Genomic DNA, 17,374 nt, shown 5'->3' with positions numbered 1-17,374 from the left:
TAATAATGTCAGGTTATTAATGGCAGAGGTGGCGTTGTGTCAGGTCAGTTAATTCTTCGTAAAGCAGACTTTTTCCCCCGTGCCGGACAGGCCGTTGCGGTGGCGGACCGCTATCCGCAAAACGTCTTTGCCGAGCATACCCACGAGTTCTGCGAACTGGTGCTGGTGTGGCGCGGCAACGGCCTGCATGTCCTCAATGGCCGTCCTTATCGCATCACCCGTGGCGATCTGTTTTATATTCGTGCCGAAGATTGCCACTCCTACGCTTCGGTGAATGACCTTGTATTACAGAACATTATCTACTGCCCCGATATGCTGACCCTCAATCTTGACTGGGCGGCGCTGATTCCTGGGCTTAATGGCGCACCCTGGATCCCCCACTGGCGGATTGGCAGCAGCGGCATGGCGCAGGCGCGGCAGGTGATGACCCAGCTGGAACATGAGAGCACCAAAGACGATCCGCTGGCAAATATGATGGCGGAAACGCTATTTGCCCAGTTAGTGATGATGTTAAAGCGCCACCGTTTTGCCACCGATAACCTTGCCGCTACCCACAGCGAAGCGCTGCTGGATAAGCTGATTACGGCTCTTTCCGGCAGCCTGAATCGCAGCTTTGTACTGGAGCGTTTTTGTGAACAGGAACAGTGCAGCGAGCGGGCGCTGCGCCAGCAGTTTCGTACGCAAACCGGGATGACCATCAACCACTATTTGCGTCAGCTGCGGATTTGCCACGCGCAATATTTGTTGCAGCATTCCGAGCAGATGATCGGTGAAATTGCCATGCAGTGCGGCTTTGAAGACAGTAACTACTTTTCGGTGGTGTTTAGCCGTGAGGTAGGGATGACGCCGGGTCAGTGGCGTCATCGTAGTCGGGTTGCTGCCTGATTAGCTGGCCATGCCGAGGCCGACGATATTGGCGGCAATAATAATTACCACGCAGCCGAGGCTCAGTACCCCCACCGGCGACCGTCCGGCGTTCTTCCACTCTTTCAGTACCAGGCCAACAAGGCCGCCGCACAGCACGTAGAAGCTCATATGCAGCATCCAACTGACGTAGTCATACTGCGCCGGAATCCGCGCATGGCCCCAGGCGTAGAAGAAGAACTGCAGATACCACATCAGGCCGCCCAGCGCTGATAGCAGGATATTGCTAATAATCAGCCCACGCGCCAGCGAGAAGTCTGCTTTTACCGACAAGTTTTTCACTTTTGCCAGGCGGATAAAACAGAAGCCCAGATTCACCAGCGCACCGCCACCCATAATCACCACATAGCTTGGCAGCGCCGTGTAGAGGGGATCGATGCCCAGCGCAGCGGCGGCTTCGTGCATCGGTTTGGCGGCATTCATCGCAAAGGACATGCCGGCGGAAAAGATGCCGCACATCACCGCCAGTAGTAACCCTTTTTTCAGGTTGAACTCTTCGGCTTTGATGCCCATTTTGCGCTCTTTCAACTGACCGGCGCGGCTGACAATCGCCACACCCACCAGCGCTACCAGCACGCCCAGCAGCGTCATTCGCCCGCCTTCGGTATTGATCAGCACATCGATTTGGCCGTTGAGAATGGGCGTCATTAGCGTACCGACCACCAGCGTAATGCCAATGGCGATACCAATGCCCATCGACATGCCCAAATAGCGCATCGTCAGGCCATAGTTAATATTGCCGATGCCCCACATGGCGCCGAAGAGAAAGACCGGCAACAATGTTGAAGCGTTAAAGGAGCTGAAATAAGCCCAAAAATCAGGCAATAACAGCGCGCTGACGGTCCACGGCAGAATAAGCCATGAGACGAGGCCACCAACAGACCACATGGTTTCCCACGACCAATGTCTGACCTTTTTAAACGGGGCATAGAAACAGGCTGCACTGGCCGCGCCTATCAAATGCCACAAAATTCCCATCGTAATCGCGTTACTCATTTATCCATCCTCTTTGTTTTTATCGTCGGGGGTACAAACAGCCGACCCGATGAGTGTAAAAATTGGACAGAGGATTAACCTTGAGGCGTTTGCCGCGTTATAGGGCAGGCTGGCAGTGAGCACGTGATGCGGATGAGCAGGTTCACAATTTCAAGAACATAACCTAAATTTTAACCTTACAAAAAGTACGGCATTGATAAACATTTTCAATATCATTTAATTAACTATAATGAACCAACTGCTTACGCGGCGTTAACACAGTAGCCGCTTACCTTTGATGGAGATGAAAATGAGCTATACATTGCCCGCTCTGCCGTACGCATACGATGCCCTTGAACCACATTTCGACAAACAGACGATGGAAATCCATCACACCAAACACCATCAGACCTACGTGAACAATGCCAATGCCGCGCTGGAAACCCTGCCGGAGTTCGCGAGCCTGCCGGTAGAAGAGCTGATCACCAAACTGGATCAGCTGCCGACCGACAAAAAAACCGTACTGCGCAACAACGCTGGCGGCCACGCTAACCACAGCCTGTTCTGGAAAGGTCTGAAAAAAGACACCACCCTGCAGGGCGATCTGAAAGCCGCTATCGAGCGTGATTTCGGTTCCGTAGAGAACTTCAAAGCTGAATTCGAAAAAGCCGCAGCCACTCGCTTTGGTTCCGGCTGGGCATGGCTGGTACTGAAAGGTGACAAACTGGCTGTGGTTTCTACCGCTAACCAGGACTCCCCGCTGATGGGCGAAGCGATCTCCGGCGCGTCCGGCTTCCCGATTATCGGCCTGGATGTGTGGGAACATGCTTACTACCTGAAATTCCAGAATCGTCGCCCGGACTACATCAAAGAGTTCTGGAACGTGGTGAACTGGGACGAAGCTGCTGCGCGTTTCGCTGCGAAAAAATAAGCCGCGCGCTTCACCCACGTAAGTGAATTCCTGCCCCGTCTGGCATCGCCGACGGGGCATTTTTTTATCTATTTTCGCTTATCCATAACTTTTAGGAGCGTTGATCCTAAAATAATGAAATATTGTTTTGTTATGGTTGGTTGATCACTTTTCTTCCTCGGGTCCAGATCTACTCTCTCTTCATCCGCGCGGCTGCTGTCCCGTACAACCGGAGTGCCGACGCCCTAAAAATCGACCGGTTTCGACAGGTGAAGATATGCAAATCAAGCGTGCAATTGAGAAGATCCCCGGCGGTATGATGCTGGTTCCCTTGTTCATCGGTGCCTTGTGCCACACCTTTGCACCGGGGGCGGGTAAATATTTCGGTTCATTCACTAACGGCATGATCACCGGCACGGTGCCGATCCTCGCGGTGTGGTTTTTTTGTATGGGGGCATCCATCAAGCTAAGCGCTACGGGTACGGTGCTGCGTAAATCCGGGACGCTGGTAGTAACTAAAATCGCCGTCGCCTGGATTGTCGCGGCAGTGGCGTCACGGTTGATTCCCGCACATGGCGTTGAGGTGGGGTTCTTCGCCGGGCTGTCGACACTGGCGCTGGTGGCCTCAATGGATATGACCAACGGCGGACTTTATGCTTCCATCATGCAGCAGTACGGGACCAAGGAAGAGGCCGGTGCGTTTGTGCTGATGTCGCTGGAATCCGGCCCGCTGATGACGATGATTATCCTGGGGACCGCGGGCATCGCCTCCTTTGAACCTCACGTCTTTGTCGGTGCGGTGCTGCCGTTCCTGGTGGGTTTTGCGCTGGGTAACCTTGATGCAGAGCTGCGCGAGTTTTTTGGCAAAGCGGTACAAACCCTGATCCCGTTTTTCGCCTTCGCCCTCGGCAATACCATCGATTTAGGTGTAATTGCCCAAACCGGACTGTTGGGGATTTTGCTTGGTCTGTCGGTGATTGTGATTACCGGCATTCCGTTGATTATTGCCGATAAAATGATTGGCGGCGGGGACGGAACGGCGGGTCTTGCGGCCTCCAGCTCGGCAGGCGCGGCGGTAGCAACGCCGGTGTTGATTGCGGAAATGGTGCCGGAATTTAAAGCCATGGCGCCGGCGGCAACGGCGCTGGTCGCGACATCGGTGATTGTCACGTCAATCCTGGTGCCGATTTTGACCTCGCTCTGGTCACGCAAGGTGAAAGGCGACAAGGCGGAAATCTCAGTGCGGAATACCGTGAAATAAAGCCATCAAGCCGACCTGGGCGCAGGTCGGCTTTTGCGTTATTGGATAGCAAAGACCGTATCGATAATCTGGCACTGCTGCTCATTGAGCGCGCCGCCAAAGTTGCGGGCAACGGGAGTACAGTAGCCGAATTTACGTGATACGACGGTTTTAATCGTCGTGACAAAATCATCGCCAATGCTATAGATGGCCATAAATTTGCCGATCTCAAGCTGCACCTGATGCAGCGTCGCCACATCACCTTGTCGCCACGCTTCCCGCGCTTTAACAAACAGCTCCGGCATCACATTGTTCAACCCGGAAATCACGCCCGCGCCGCCTGCCAGCAGATTCGGAATGAAGTATTCGTCGTAACCGCACAGCACCGCGAAATCGTCCCGCACCTGGCGGGTGGCCAGAATCATGTTGCGAGTGTGCGACTGGCAATCCACCGTATCTTTAATGCCCGCAAAATGGGGGAATTCAGCCGCCAGCGTTGCCACTAACTCTGGTGTTAAATCGCAACCGGTACGCGCCGGAAAGTTATAGGCAAACCATTTGCCGCTGATGGTGTTACCGAGGGCGCGAAAATAGCTCAACAGCTGGTTACTGGTTTGCCCGTAGTAATAGGGCGGCAGCACCATTACGGCTTCATAGCCGGTGCGAAAAGCTTCGTCGGCCATCCACAGGATATCGTTAAAACAGGTGGAAGAGACGTTGGCGACCATGGAAATGGGTGACATGGCGCGTGCCTCACGGAGCAACAGCAGCCGCTCTTCCAGTGAGAAAGAGGCAAACTCACCTATACTGCCCATCAGTAAAACCACATCGATTTTTGCCGCCGCCAGGCGGGTAAGGTGTTGTTGTAAACCCGGTAGATCGATTTTGCCTTCAGGATCCATCGGCGTGATGGAAGGGCACCAGACACCGGAAAATGGGGTTTTATGCATCACGTCACTGCCTCCTCGGTTAATGAAATCGCGTTTCAAAAGTGCTTAGTAAGTGATAGCACGGCGCGGGTGTAGGCATATGCATGCATGTCTCATTTTCACAGGTTGGGTCGGCGAATAAGTGGTGTAATAGGGCAATGAACGACGTATGCGGGAGGTGGTATGCAGTATCCGGTTGCAGTATTTACAGGCACAGTCAGGGACTACCCGGGCAGTCGGCCCAGCGCGATTGCCAAGTTGCAGGTTGATGGTGAATTATCGCTGACGGAAACCGGGGTTAACGGCGACCAGCAGGCGGAGAAAAGTTACCACGGCGGAACCGATCGCGCGCTGTGCCACTATCCCCGTGAGCATTATGCCCACTGGGCGCAGAGGTTTCCCCAACAGGCGGCGCTGTTTTGTGCGCCTGCGTTTGGCGAAAATCTTTCCACCGAGGGCCTGACAGAGAAAGAGGTCTTTATCGGCGATATTTTTCGCTGGGGCAAGACGCTGATCCAGGTCACGCAGCCGCGCTCGCCCTGTTTTAAACTTAATTACCATTTCGGTATCAGGGATATGTCATCGCAGATGCAGTCCAGCGGTCGCGTTGGCTGGCTCTATCGGGTGATAGGCAGCGGAAAAGTATCGCCGGACGCGCCGCTGGAACTGGCCTCACGGGTGAGTAATGTTAGCGTTTATGACGCGGCGGCAATTGTCTGGTTTCAGCCTTTCGACGATGAACAATATCATCGCCTGCTGTCGGCAGCGGGATTGTCAGCGAGCTGGACACGTACTCTGCAAAACCGGCGCTTTAGCGGCAAAATCGAAGATAATTCACGAAGATTGTTGGGAAAATAAAACGCCCTCGCTAAGAGGCGAGGGCATTTATCAGGAACGTTTATACAGCGGTAGCCAGATGGTCAGGCGTAAACCGCCCAGTGGGCTGTCATCGGCTTTTACCCAGCCGCGGTGCTGCTGGATAGCGGTTTCGACAATCGCCAGCCCAAGGCCGGTACCGCCGGATTCACGATCGCGGGCTTCATCGGTGCGGTAGAAGGGACGGAAAATCTGCTCCCTGTCTTCCGGGCTGACGCCAGGACCGTCATCGTCGACGTTAATCGTAATGCCGTCTTTATCCACCGCGAAACTGACTTCAATTTTGCTGTTCGAGTAGCGCAGCGCGTTGCGCACGATGTTTTCAACCGCGCTTTCCAGCGCGCTTGGGTTACCGTACAGCGGCCACGGGCCCGGCGGGAAATTAACGGTCAGGGATTTGCCCATCTGCTCCGCTTCAAAGGCCGCATTATCCAGCACCTCATTCCACATCTGGTTGGCTTTCACCGTTTCGCTGACCAGCGCGTTTTTCTGCTGATTGCGCGACATCACCAGCAGATCGTTGATCATGCTGTCCAGCCGCTGCGCCTCGGTTTCAATGCGTTCAAGCTCTTTGCTTTCGCCGCTGCGACGACGCAGCAGCGCGGTGCCGAGCTGTAAACGCGTGAGCGGCGTACGCAGTTCGTGTGAAATATCGGAAAGCAGGCGCTGCTGGGCGGTCATCATGCGTTCCAGCGCCGTCACCATCTGGTTAAAACTGGCCCCGGCGGCAAGAAATTCCTGCGGCCCGGCTTCCAGTTCCGGATGCTGACGTAAGTTACCCTGCGCCACTTCATCCGCTGCGTTTTTCAACTTACGCGCGGGTTTCGCCAGGCTCCACGCCAGCCACAAAAGCAGCGGCGAGCTGATAAGCATGGTGACGATCAACAGCAATAAAGGGCGGTCAAACAGCAGGTTGATAAAGTCAGATTGCGAATTGCTGGCGGGACGAATCAGATAGAGCTGGTAGTTATCCTCTCCATCGCGAACGGAGAAGGGGCCAACCATTTCGACCCGGCCATATTTTTTCTTCTGCGGATGGTCGGAGTTATCCGCCTGGCCGATGAAGTTACGGATGATTTGCATCTCGTTGCGCTCGGCACCAATTACGCGCCCTTCGCTGGTCACCAGCAGCAGGCGTTGACCGGGCGGCGCCCATTTGTCGATGGCGCGAAACAGCCTGCGCCACCACATAAGATCGTTTGGCGGATCGTTCGACAGTTCCGCTTCAACATGCTGTTCAATCATCACGCCCTGACGCTGCTCGCTGTCCAGCAACTCCGTCATTTGACGGGAGTCCAGCTTCGGCACCATCAATACCAGCATCAATACCAGCGCCAGCGTGAGCCAGAAGATGGCAAAGATGCGGGCGGTCAAACTTCCTATCATGAAGCGGACACCATCAGATAACCGCGGCCGCGCAGGGTTTTAAACCATGGATGCCCATCTTTGCGCTCCGGCAATTTGCGCCGCAGATTGGAGATGTGCATGTCGATAGCGCGGTCAAACGGCGTAAGACGTTTACCCAGCACTTCCTGGCTTAAATGTTCCCGCGAAACCACTTGTCCCAGATGCTGAGCCAGCAAATAGAGCAGGGTGAATTCGGTGCCGGTCAGTTCCAGCGCCTGGCCTTCGAAGCTGGCTTCCTGGCGTCCCGGATTGAGACTCAAGGCATCCACTTCAAGGGTCGGCGAGCCGCTGTCGCTGTTTTGCTGCTGCTCGCTCCAGTGCGAACGGCGCAGGATCGCACGAATACGCGCGACCAATTCACGATCGTTAAACGGTTTTGGCAGATAGTCATCCGCACCCAGCTCAAGGCCGAGGACGCGATCGAGTTCACTGCCGCGGGCGGTCAGCATAATGACCGGCGTTTGGTGTGTCTGGCGTAGTTCTTTAAGCGTGTCGATACCGTTTTTCTTCGGCATCATGACATCAAGCAAAAGCAGGTCGATGCTATCGTCGAGGAGGTCAAGCGCCTGCTCCCCGTCGTGGGCAACGAGTACATTAAAACCTTCCATGTCGAGCAGTTCCTTTAACAGGGAAGTAAGCTCTCGGTCATCATCTACTAAAAGGATTTTATTCATTGTTTAAATACCTCCGAGGCAGAAATTACGTCATCGAGACTCGCTAATCCATGACTTTACGTTGTTTTACACCCCCTGACGCATGTTTGCAGCCTGAATCGTAGACTGATTATCGTTCAGTCGTGAGACGAAAAAGGTATTGGAGAAAATGATGCGCATCGCTGTTACCGTTGCCGTCATGGCCTCAACGCTGGCGTTTAGTACCGTTAACCACGCAGCTGACGTCGTAACAGGCGATAACTGGCAACCGATAGAGGGGTTAGCCCAGCGCAGTGTTCAGAGCCATATGTTCGACGGTATTAATTTAACCGAACACCAGCGTCAACAGATGCGGGATTTGATGAGTCAGGCGAGACACGATCAGCCTCCTCTTAATGTTAGCGAAATGGAGACAATGCATCGGCTTGTCACCGCACAAAATTTTGATGAAAACGCTGTACGCGCTCAGGCAGAAAAAATGGCGCAGGAGCAGGTAGCCCGTCAGGTTGAAATGGCGAAGGTCCGCAACCAGATGTACAACCTGTTAACGCCAGAGCAGCAAGCGGTTTTAAACCAGAAACACCTGCAACGGATGACGCAACTACGTGAAATTTCACAAATGCAAAAAAGCTCTCCGTCGACGGTTCTGAGTAGCAGCAGTACCAGGCATTACCAGTAACAAACCCTGTTTTCCTTGCCATAGACACCATCCCTGTCTTCCCCCACATGATGTGGGGGTTTTTTTTATCAATCATTTAGAAAAAAGCTTAAAAACCAGCGTCTCATAACACCGCTATCAGCTGTAGTAAAACGCTTTAAGTTAGCAGAGTGTACATTCCGTAGACCATTCTCCCGTTAACAATCCGCCCGATGTAACGCTGAAAATTTTAATTTGATCCACTTAGCACGCATAAAAAAAGGCTGTGAAAATTAACAGGTGTTAGTTGACAAATCCAAAAATTTGCACCAGCATTCAGGTTGACAAATTTAGAATTTTGCACGGAGATGCTTGATTGATGGCTAACTACAAATTGCCGTGGAATTTTTACCCACAATTGAATGAAGATCGTCTATCTACTATCGCTGAAGAATTACTTACTGTTCTGGATCAGACGTATGAGCAACTTTCTACACCATATGATGACAACTACACTAGGGGCACTTGTACTTTTGGGCGGCAACGACAAATGCTCTTGGCGCTCTGTATGAGTGGTAAGCATAGCTGGTTGAATCTTAAGCATGCGGGCATGGATATCACTTTTGAAATCGATGCTATACCAGTACGTTTCTTTGCGGATGATCCTGAGAGTCCTAAGAAACCTGGTTTCTACCGTAGAAATGAAGTTGATCAACTCTTTGAGCCAGAATTAGAAATACCAACATTACATCGTTTTGTGGTAGAAAAGCCTGAATTTGAAGGTGAGGGAGCGCGTGTTCATTTCATCGGTTATAACATGCTTGATGAGATTGTATCCAAGTGGACATACGGTGATGCACGCTTGGCAATACCGCATTCTACCGATGATACACCACCAGAAGCAGTCAAAATTGAGTTAGATGATATCCGTCCTTCTGTTCCTGATAAAAAGGAAAAGAACGGCGATAATGAATAGTAGGTGAAAAGTGTTTAACGGTTCTAATTTGCGGTTAGCTCGTCTGTATCACGAGTTATCATTGGAGCAAGTCGCTGAGCGGGTCGAAAAGACCCGCCAGTATATTCAGCGGCTGGAATCCGGCTCTGCAGTCCCCACTCGTGAGCTTGCGAATAAATTAGCGGCTATTCTGTTTGTAATGCCTGAATTCTTTGAAGTTAACGACCAATCACCTGTAAACGAAGAGATCGTTCATTTTCGTAAACGTAGCTCAACGCGAATGGCAACAAAATGGGCTACTTTGGCTAAAGCAGAGCTGTATCGTCGCGTTATTGAAGTATTTGACGAATATTTAGACTTGCCTCCAGTAAGATTCCCTGAGCTAAGGGCGTATACACAAGATGAGATCGAAAAAGCAACGGAGAAGTGTCGTGTTGATTGGGGGCTAGGCTTTGGTCCTATTGATAACATGACTAGACTGGCTGAGAAATTAGGGGCATTCGTTACTTCTTTTGATTCTGTTTCTGATGATGTGGACGCACTTTCTGTACCTCTAAGTCGCCCCTTTATTGTAAGAAATACAGCTAAGAAATCCCCATGCCGTCAGCGCTTTGACATTGCTCATGAGGTCGCACATCTAATTCTCCATGAAGGGGTTTCGACAGGAGATAGAGTAACAGAATCTCAGGCAAATCGTTTCGCATCGGCTTTGTTACTGCCTCGCTCAGCAATGGCAAAATATTTTCCTCGCCCTATAGGGGGACGTATTGATTGGCAAGGGCTTAGTCAGTTTAAATTGACGTGGAAAGTTAGTAAGGCTGCAATTATCTACCGTGCTCATCAGCTTTCCCTTCTAACTGATGCTCAATATAAAACGGCATTTTTTGGTTTGAAACGAAAGGGAGAAGCTATCGATGAGAAAGAGGACTGCCTAATCCCACAAGAGACACCAGAGCTTTTTCATAAGGCAATGAAATATTTAACAAATGAGATGTCCATAGATGCTGGTTCACTTGCTCGCCGCTTATGTATCACCCCAGCGATGCTTGAAGAATTATCGAATGGAACACTTTTAGCAGGTCTGGAATATGAAAACCTTTCTGAGAATGTGGTGTCCATGTCAGCGTATCGCTTCAGGCAGGCATAATTAATCGTAGTGTCAAATCCCGTCACGGCGGGATTTTTTATGTCGAAGTGTAGTCAAAATGTAGACGAAGATAAGAGTGCATCCCTTTATTCTATTGTTTTGCTGATAGGATTTCTTCGCCACCCTGAATTCCCCTGCATTAAGTATGGTTTTTTTGCCTGGCGTCAACCCAAAATAATTTAAAAAATTAGATGATTGAAACCAGCCTCGTCCTGCCCGTTTCGAAAACCCAGGCCTCTAAACAAAATGTAGCCATGGCCAAAGCACAAAGCACGAACGCATTTGAGAAAGGTTTCAGCCCGTTATAAGCGGAGCGGCTGGCAGGCAAAAACATCCTTATCATCCATTCATAAATCACCCCAATAACCCTGAAGTGCTTGCATGATGGGGTTATTGGGGTTATTGGGGTTATTGGGGTTATTGGGGTTATTGGGGTTATTTTATCGGAACATGGCAGGGAAGCAGGATGGAAAGCAGGAAGCTTATTGTAGAGATCAAGGCCGACGGCTGGATCCTGATTAGGGTGAATGGATCACACCACCATTTACCCACCCAACAAAACCGGGACTGGTGACGGTTCCCCACCCCAAAAAAGATTTACCGATTAAGACGGTAAAAAGCATCAGGAAACAAGCCGGGATTGACCCCCGCTTTCTCGAAGAGGCTTAATTATGTTTTACCCAATCGCTATTGAAGCCGGGGACGAGAAACACGCCTATGGCGTAATGCCTGGCTGTTTTTCAGCAGGTGAGAGCCTGGACGAGGCTATTGCCAATGCAAAGGACGCGATCACCGGGCATATCGAACTTTTAGTTGAACTCGGTCAGGACATTCCCGCTGTCTCTTCAGTTGGAGAACTGGCGAAACGCGATGAATTTAAAGGATATACCTGGGCGCTGGTTGATGTGGATGTTATTCGCCTGCTGGGCGGTTCTGAGAAAATCAACGTCACGCTACCGAAATCGTTAATTGATAGAATCGACCGTTGTGTTGCCACGCATCCTGAGTTTAAAAGCCGATCCGGTTTTCTCGCTCAGGCGGCCCTTGAACGCATTACGATGTGCAGGTAAAAGACCGCTAATTTTTTCTGAGACCGTACCGGCTGGCTATTCAACTTAACGGGTCAGTTCAGCCGACGGTATTTTTACCTAACATTTCTCTGCCTAATTAACCCATTATCGCCGTTTGCTATCCGTTATAATTCCCGCAGGATCAAAGCTGGAGCGTTTATGAATCAATCCTATGGGCGGCTGGTTACCCGGGCGGCAGTTGCGGCAACCGTTATGGCATCCGTACTGCTGATCATTAAAATCTTCGCATGGTGGTATACCGGCTCCGTCAGTATTTTGGCGGCGCTGGTTGATTCGGTGGTGGACATCGCCGCGTCACTAACCAACTTGCTGGTGGTGCGCTACTCGTTGCAACCTGCGGACGAAGAACACACCTTTGGTCACGGTAAAGCGGAGTCGCTGGCGGCGCTGGCGCAGAGTATGTTTGTCTCTGGCTCCGCGTTGTTCCTCTTTTTGACCGGCATTCAGCATCTTGCAAGACCAGAACCGCTTCATGCTGCGGGCATCGGGATTACGGTCACGCTGATTGCGTTATTTAGCACAGTGATTCTGGTCACTTTTCAGCGCTGGGTTGTACGTAAAACACACAGCCAGGCCGTGCGGGCGGATATGCTTCATTATCAGTCTGATGTTATGATGAACGGCGCAATTCTCATCGCGCTGGGGCTTTCGTGGTATGGCTGGCACCGGGCGGATGCGCTTTTTGCGCTGGGTATCGGCGGCTATATTTTGTATAGCGCGTTACGCATGGGGTATGACGCCGTTCAGGCATTGCTGGACAGAGCCTTACCTGATGAAGAGCGCCAGGAAATCTTCACTATCGTCACTTCCTGGCCGGGCGTCAGCGGCGCTCACGATCTTCGCACGCGGCAGTCAGGGCCGACCCGTTTTATTCAAATACATTTGGAAATGGAAGATAACCTACCGCTTGTACATGCGCATCTTATCGCTGAGCAGGTGGAACAGGCGATTTTGCAACGTTTCCCAGGTTCCGATGTCATTATTCATCAGGATCCTTGCTCAGTAGTACCTCAAGGACGATAAACACCCGGACGCTTACGTATTTCTTTGTAATAAAGTGAGCCAGACCTGCTTTTTGTGTATAAATTACCGCCATAGGGTCTGACCTGAATCAATTCAGCAAGCTGGGTTTGATATACTATTTGCAGCATAGAGTTTTGTTCGCTCCCACAGGGGAGTCGCTTAAGGCCAAAGATTTTATTTTGTATTCCTATGTTCAGAGGTAGTCATGATTAAAAAAATCGGTGTGTTGACAAGTGGCGGTGATGCGCCAGGCATGAATGCCGCTATTCGCGGCGTCGTCCGCGCAGCATTGACAGAAGGTCTGGAAGTCGCGGGTATCTATGATGGTTACCTCGGCCTGTACGAAGACCGCATGATCCAACTCGACCGCTACAGCGTGTCGGACATGATCAACCGCGGCGGTACCTTCCTCGGTTCCGCCCGCTTCCCGGAATTCCGTGAAGAGCATGTCCGCGCCGTGGCTATCGAGAACATGAAAACACGCGGTATCGACGCGCTGGTTGTTATCGGCGGCGACGGTTCTTATATGGGCGCTAAACGCCTGACTGAAATGGGCTTCCCGTGCATCGGTTTGCCGGGCACTATCGATAACGATGTTGCCGGTACCGACTACACCATCGGCTACTTCACCGCGCTGCAAACCGTGGTTGAAGCCATCGACCGTCTGCGTGACACCTCTTCTTCCCACCAGCGTATCTCTATCGTTGAAGTGATGGGCCGCTACTGCGGCGATCTGACGCTGGCGGCGGCTATTGCCGGTGGCTGTGAGTTTATCGTGCTGCCGGAAGTGGAATTCAATCGTGAAGACCTGGTAGCCGAGATCAAAGCCGGTATCGCCAAAGGTAAAAAACACGCCATCGTGGCGATTACCGAGCATATTTGCGATATCGACGAACTGGCGAAGTATATCGAGAGCGAAACGGAGCGTGAAACTCGCGCGACCGTGCTGGGTCATATTCAGCGCGGCGGTTCTCCGGTGCCTTACGACCGTATTCTGGCATCCCGCATGGGTTCTTATGCCATCGAGCTGCTGCTGCAGGGCTACGGCGGCCGTTGCGTTGGTATTCAGAATGAAAAAATGGTGCATCACGATATCATTGACGCCATTGAAAATATGAAACGCCCCTTCAAAGGCGACTGGCTCGACTGCGCGAAAAAACTTTACTAAGCGCCAAAACGCCTCTGGACTGGAAAACGCCCTCTTCGTTGAGGGCTTTTTTTATCGTTGATTATTCTTCGGAGTTATAACCAATCTTTTTTTATTCTTTAATCTACAGATTTCTTTCTGGCAGTCTGATGTCATCAAAAACGATAACCTGAAGAGAGTGGGCGATGAATAAATGGGGCTTGGGGATAACATTATTGCTGGCTTCTACCAGCATTCTGGCGAAGGATATCCAGTTATTAAACGTCTCGTACGATCCGACGCGCGAGTTGTATGAGCAATACAACAAAGCGTTTAGCGCTCACTGGAAACAAGAGACCGGCGACAATGTGGTGATTCGTCAGTCCCACGGCGGCTCCGGCAAACAAGCCACCTCAGTGATTAACGGTATTGATGCCGATGTCGTCACCCTGGCGCTGGCCTACGATGTGGATGCCATTGCCGAGCGTGGCCGTATCGATAAAAACTGGATCAAGCGACTGCCGGATAACTCCGCACCGTACACCTCGACCATTGTTTTCCTGGTACGCAAAGACAACCCGAAACAAATCCATGACTGGAACGATCTGATTAAGCCGGGCGTTTCCATTATCACGCCGAACCCGAAAAGCTCCGGCGGCGCGCGCTGGAACTACCTTGCGGCCTGGGGCTATGCCCTGCATCAGAATGGCGGCGATCAGGCCAAAGCGCAGGAGTTCGTCAAAGCGCTCTATAAAAACGTGGAAGTGCTGGATTCTGGCGCGCGTGGTGCAACCAATACCTTTGTTGAACGCGGCATTGGCGATGTGCTGATTGCGTGGGAAAACGAAGCGCTGCTGGCAACCAACGAGCTGGGCAAAGATAAATTCGACATCGTGACCCCGAGTGAATCTATCCTCGCCGAGCCAACGGTTTCCGTGGTCGATAAAGTGGCTGAGAAAAAAGGCAGCCAAAAAGTAGCTGAAGCCTACCTGAAATATCTCTATTCGCCGGAAGGCCAGGAGATAGCGGCGAAGAATTTCTACCGCCCGCGTGATGCGCAGGTTGCTGCCAGATATGCCAATGCTTTCCCGAAACTGAAACTCTTTACCATCGATGACGTGTTCGGCGGCTGGACGAAAGCGCAAAAAGAGCACTTCGCCAACGGCGGAACATTCGACCAAATCAGCAAGCGTTAACGGTCTCAGGACGCCCTCATAAGAGGGCGTTTTACTGCTCTGTGCAGAAAATCCGTATTTTCAAATCCCACAACGAAATGCGCTATTATTCCGTTTCATTCAGCAAAGGAAGCGGAATCATGAAAACTGCACGTCGTATCGTCTTAGTTATATTGCTGCTGGTCCTGCTGGCAGCAGCGGGAACCTGGCTGTGGTTTAAAAAGAGCGCTAACCCTGATGCGTTGCGCCAGATAGTGACGGAACAATGTCTGCCAAACGACCGCGAGCATCATTCACCAAAACCGTGCGAGCAGATCAACCTAAAAGGCGGCTATGTGGTAATGAAAGCCTCCGAGGGGCGACTGCAGTATTTACTGATGCCAACCTATCGCATCAACGGGACGGAAAGCCCGCTGTTGTTACAATCCGCAACGCCGAATTTTTTCTGGCAGTCATGGCAATCCCGCGACTTTATGAGCAAACTGCGCGGCAGCACGGTGCCAGACAACGCCATTTCCCTGACCATTAACTCGCGTTCCGGGCGCTCACAGAACCATTTCCATATCCATATCTCTTGTCTGCGTCCTGATGTACGCGCGAAGCTTAATGATAATTCTGCACGCATCAGCAGCCAGTGGCTGGAATTCCCCGGCGGCCTGCGCGGTCATCAATATTTAGCCCGCCGCGTTACCGCAGAAGAACTGGCGCAACGCAGCCCGTTTTTGATGCTGGCAGAAGAAGTGCCGGAGGCAAAAGCGCATATGGGACGGTACGCGCTGGCGATGGCGCAGCAGGCGGATGGCACGTTTGTGCTGCTGGCTACCGAGCGTAATTTACTGGCCCTTAATCTGGCATCGGCAGAAGAACTGCAGGATCATCAATGCGATATTCTGCAGTAACCCCACCATAAATCGCGTTTACTCAGCACGCCTGTCACCGTAGACTTGCTGGAAAAATCTACAGGAGACAGGCATGTCATTCTGGCTTTCACACCCTCTTGTCCTTCCCTCTATTATTGTCGGTATTACCATAGTGCTGTGGGCCACCTCGCTCCTGCCGGAATTTATCACCGCGCTGCTCTTTTTTACCGCGGCGATGGTGGCGAAAATCGCGCCGCCGGAGGTGATCTTCGGTGGTTTTGCTTCTTCGGCTTTCTGGCTGGTATTTAGCGGCTTTGTCCTTGGGGTGGCGATCCGTAAAACCGGGCTGGCGGACAGGGCGGCGAGGGCGCTTTCGGCCAGGCTCACCGACTCGTGGCCGCAAATGGTCGCAAGCGTAGTGCTGTTGAGCTATGCGCTGGCCTTTGTTATGCCGTCGAACATGGGACGCATTGCGCTGTTGATGCCGATTGTCGCCGCTATGGCCGCACGAGCGGGGATTCATGAAGGGACGCGTCCATGGTACGGGCTGGCGCTGGCGGTGGGTTTCGGCACTTTCCAGCTGTCGGCGACCATCTTGCCCGCCAATGTGCCGAACCTGGTGATGAGCGGCGCGGCGGAAGGCTCTTACGGCATTCATCTCAACTATCTGCCTTATCTGCTGCTGCACACGCCGGTGCTCGGTATTTTAAAGGGGCTTATCCTGATTGGCCTGATTTGTTGGCTCTTCCCCGGCCAGCCCCATGCGCCGCGAGAACAAACTCCAGCGGAACCGATGAGCCGGGCGGAGAAGCGGCTGGCGTGGCTGCTGGCGGTGGTACTGATTTTGTGGGTGACGGAGAGCTGGCATGGTATAGGGCCGGCATGGACCGGGCTTGCCGCTGCCTGCGTAACGCTGCTGCCGCGCGTGGGCTTTATTAATGGCGACGAATTCTCCAGCGGCGTCAATATTCGGACCTGTATCTATGTAGCGGGGATCCTGGGGCTGGCGATTACCGTGACACAAACCGGCATTGGCAACGCCGTAGGCAATGCGCTGCTGCATGTAATGCCCCTCGATCCCGCACAACCCTTCACCAGTTTCCTCGCACTCACCGGCATTACGACCGCGCTTAATTTTATTATGACCGCTAACGGCGTACCGGCGCTGTTTACCACGCTGGCGCAGAGCTTTGCCGATGCTACCGGCTTTCCGTTGCTGACGGTGATTATGATTCAGGTGCTGGGGTATTCCACGCCGCTGTTACCCTACCAGGCGTCGCCGATTGTGGTGGCGATGGCGCTGGGTAAAGTTCCGGCAAGGGCAGGAATGCTGCTTTGTCTGGCGCTGGCGGTAGTGACGTACCTGGTGCTGTTACCGCTGGATTATGCGTGGTTTAGCGTACTGGGGAAATTGTAAGACAAAACCCTCTCCCGGGCGGGAGAGGG

Annotated in this window: 17 protein-coding genes and 1 pseudogene; 14 read left to right on the top strand and 4 right to left on the bottom strand. The window is 52.2% G+C overall.

What is annotated here, in order from left to right:
* Positions 1 to 36 precede the first annotated feature (36 nt).
* Positions 37 to 885 carry an HTH-type transcriptional activator RhaR gene (gene rhaR, locus RW65_RS03285; RefSeq protein ID WP_039055252.1) on the top strand — a complete coding sequence of 283 codons (849 nt, stop codon included), beginning with the start codon at positions 37 to 39 and terminating at the stop codon, positions 883 to 885.
* Here rhaR and rhaT read toward each other — a convergent pair whose 3' ends face one another.
* Positions 886 to 1,920 carry an L-rhamnose/proton symporter RhaT gene (rhaT, locus tag RW65_RS03280; protein ID WP_039055250.1) on the bottom strand — a complete coding sequence of 345 codons (1,035 nt, stop codon included), beginning with the start codon at positions 1,918 to 1,920 and terminating at the stop codon, positions 886 to 888.
* Positions 1,921 to 2,209: 289 nt separating this feature from the next.
* On the opposite strand from rhaT, the gene sodA reads away from it, so the two are divergent.
* Together sodA and kdgT are read left to right on the top strand one after the other, a co-directional pair.
* A complete protein-coding gene (gene sodA / locus RW65_RS03275) occupies positions 2,210 to 2,830 on the top strand; it encodes a superoxide dismutase [Mn] (RefSeq protein ID WP_039055249.1) in 621 nt (206 codons plus the stop codon).
* A gap of 256 nt (positions 2,831 to 3,086) precedes the next feature.
* Positions 3,087 to 4,070: a 2-keto-3-deoxygluconate transporter gene (kdgT, locus tag RW65_RS03270; RefSeq protein ID WP_039055248.1), complete on the top strand. Its 984-nt coding sequence runs from the start codon at positions 3,087 to 3,089 to the stop codon at positions 4,068 to 4,070.
* A 38-nt stretch (positions 4,071 to 4,108) separates the two neighbouring features.
* Here kdgT and RW65_RS03265 read toward each other — a convergent pair whose 3' ends face one another.
* Positions 4,109 to 4,999: a dihydrodipicolinate synthase family protein gene (locus RW65_RS03265; RefSeq protein ID WP_039055247.1), complete on the bottom strand. Its 891-nt coding sequence runs from the start codon at positions 4,997 to 4,999 to the stop codon at positions 4,109 to 4,111.
* Positions 5,000 to 5,161: 162 nt separating this feature from the next.
* On the opposite strand from RW65_RS03265, the gene yiiM reads away from it, so the two are divergent.
* The gene (yiiM, locus tag RW65_RS03260) at positions 5,162 to 5,836 is read left to right on the top strand and encodes a 6-hydroxyaminopurine reductase (protein ID WP_039055246.1); all 675 of its coding nucleotides are present in this window, start codon (positions 5,162 to 5,164) and stop codon (positions 5,834 to 5,836) included.
* Between the two features lie 30 nt (positions 5,837 to 5,866).
* On the opposite strand, the gene cpxA is transcribed toward yiiM, so the two are convergent.
* Both cpxA and cpxR read right to left on the bottom strand, forming a co-directional pair.
* Positions 5,867 to 7,240: an envelope stress sensor histidine kinase CpxA gene (cpxA, locus tag RW65_RS03255; protein WP_039055245.1), complete on the bottom strand. Its 1,374-nt coding sequence runs from the start codon at positions 7,238 to 7,240 to the stop codon at positions 5,867 to 5,869.
* Positions 7,237 to 7,935: an envelope stress response regulator transcription factor CpxR gene (gene cpxR, locus RW65_RS03250; protein ID WP_039055244.1), complete on the bottom strand. Its 699-nt coding sequence runs from the start codon at positions 7,933 to 7,935 to the stop codon at positions 7,237 to 7,239. The genes cpxA and cpxR overlap by 4 nt, the downstream gene beginning before the upstream one ends.
* 151 nt (positions 7,936 to 8,086) lie before the next feature.
* On the opposite strand from cpxR, the gene cpxP reads away from it, so the two are divergent.
* The 10 genes and pseudogenes from cpxP (at position 8,087) to RW65_RS03200 (ending at position 17,345) form a co-directional block, all read left to right on the top strand.
* Complete coding sequence (gene cpxP / locus RW65_RS03245; protein ID WP_039055297.1) at positions 8,087 to 8,593, top strand: cell-envelope stress modulator CpxP; 507 nt, start codon at positions 8,087 to 8,089, stop codon at positions 8,591 to 8,593.
* A 337-nt stretch (positions 8,594 to 8,930) separates the two neighbouring features.
* On the top strand, positions 8,931 to 9,527 hold the full coding sequence (locus RW65_RS03240) for a hypothetical protein (RefSeq protein ID WP_039055243.1): 597 nt from the start codon (positions 8,931 to 8,933) through the stop codon (positions 9,525 to 9,527).
* A 10-nt stretch (positions 9,528 to 9,537) separates the two neighbouring features.
* On the top strand, positions 9,538 to 10,653 hold the full coding sequence (locus RW65_RS03235) for an XRE family transcriptional regulator (protein WP_039055242.1): 1,116 nt from the start codon (positions 9,538 to 9,540) through the stop codon (positions 10,651 to 10,653).
* A 466-nt stretch (positions 10,654 to 11,119) separates the two neighbouring features.
* Positions 11,120 to 11,322: pseudogene (locus RW65_RS03230) on the top strand (type II toxin-antitoxin system HicA family toxin).
* 2 nt (positions 11,323 to 11,324) lie between these two features.
* Positions 11,325 to 11,723, top strand: a complete 399-nt coding sequence (locus RW65_RS03225; RefSeq protein ID WP_039055241.1) for a type II toxin-antitoxin system HicB family antitoxin — start codon at positions 11,325 to 11,327, stop codon at positions 11,721 to 11,723.
* Positions 11,724 to 11,882: 159 nt separating this feature from the next.
* Positions 11,883 to 12,767, top strand: coding sequence for a CDF family cation-efflux transporter FieF (fieF, locus tag RW65_RS03220; protein WP_039055240.1), 885 nt, complete (start codon positions 11,883 to 11,885; stop codon positions 12,765 to 12,767).
* Between the two features lie 205 nt (positions 12,768 to 12,972).
* Complete coding sequence (gene pfkA / locus RW65_RS03215) at positions 12,973 to 13,935, top strand: 6-phosphofructokinase (protein ID WP_039055239.1); 963 nt, start codon at positions 12,973 to 12,975, stop codon at positions 13,933 to 13,935.
* Positions 13,936 to 14,099: 164 nt separating this feature from the next.
* Complete coding sequence (locus tag RW65_RS03210) at positions 14,100 to 15,089, top strand: sulfate ABC transporter substrate-binding protein (RefSeq protein WP_039055238.1); 990 nt, start codon at positions 14,100 to 14,102, stop codon at positions 15,087 to 15,089.
* A gap of 119 nt (positions 15,090 to 15,208) precedes the next feature.
* Positions 15,209 to 15,967 (top strand): CDP-diacylglycerol diphosphatase, encoded by a 759-nt coding sequence (gene cdh, locus RW65_RS03205; RefSeq protein ID WP_039055237.1) that lies wholly within the window; start codon positions 15,209 to 15,211, stop codon positions 15,965 to 15,967.
* Between the two features lie 73 nt (positions 15,968 to 16,040).
* Positions 16,041 to 17,345 carry an SLC13 family permease gene (locus RW65_RS03200; RefSeq protein WP_039055236.1) on the top strand — a complete coding sequence of 435 codons (1,305 nt, stop codon included), beginning with the start codon at positions 16,041 to 16,043 and terminating at the stop codon, positions 17,343 to 17,345.
* Positions 17,346 to 17,374: the final 29 nt, after the last annotated feature.

Origin of the sequence: Enterobacter sp. Bisph1 (assembly GCF_000814905.1) — a bacterium.
In the GTDB taxonomy this organism is placed as follows: Bacteria; Pseudomonadota; Gammaproteobacteria; order Enterobacterales; family Enterobacteriaceae; genus Kosakonia.
This window is presented reverse-complemented; position numbering and strand designations above follow the sequence as displayed.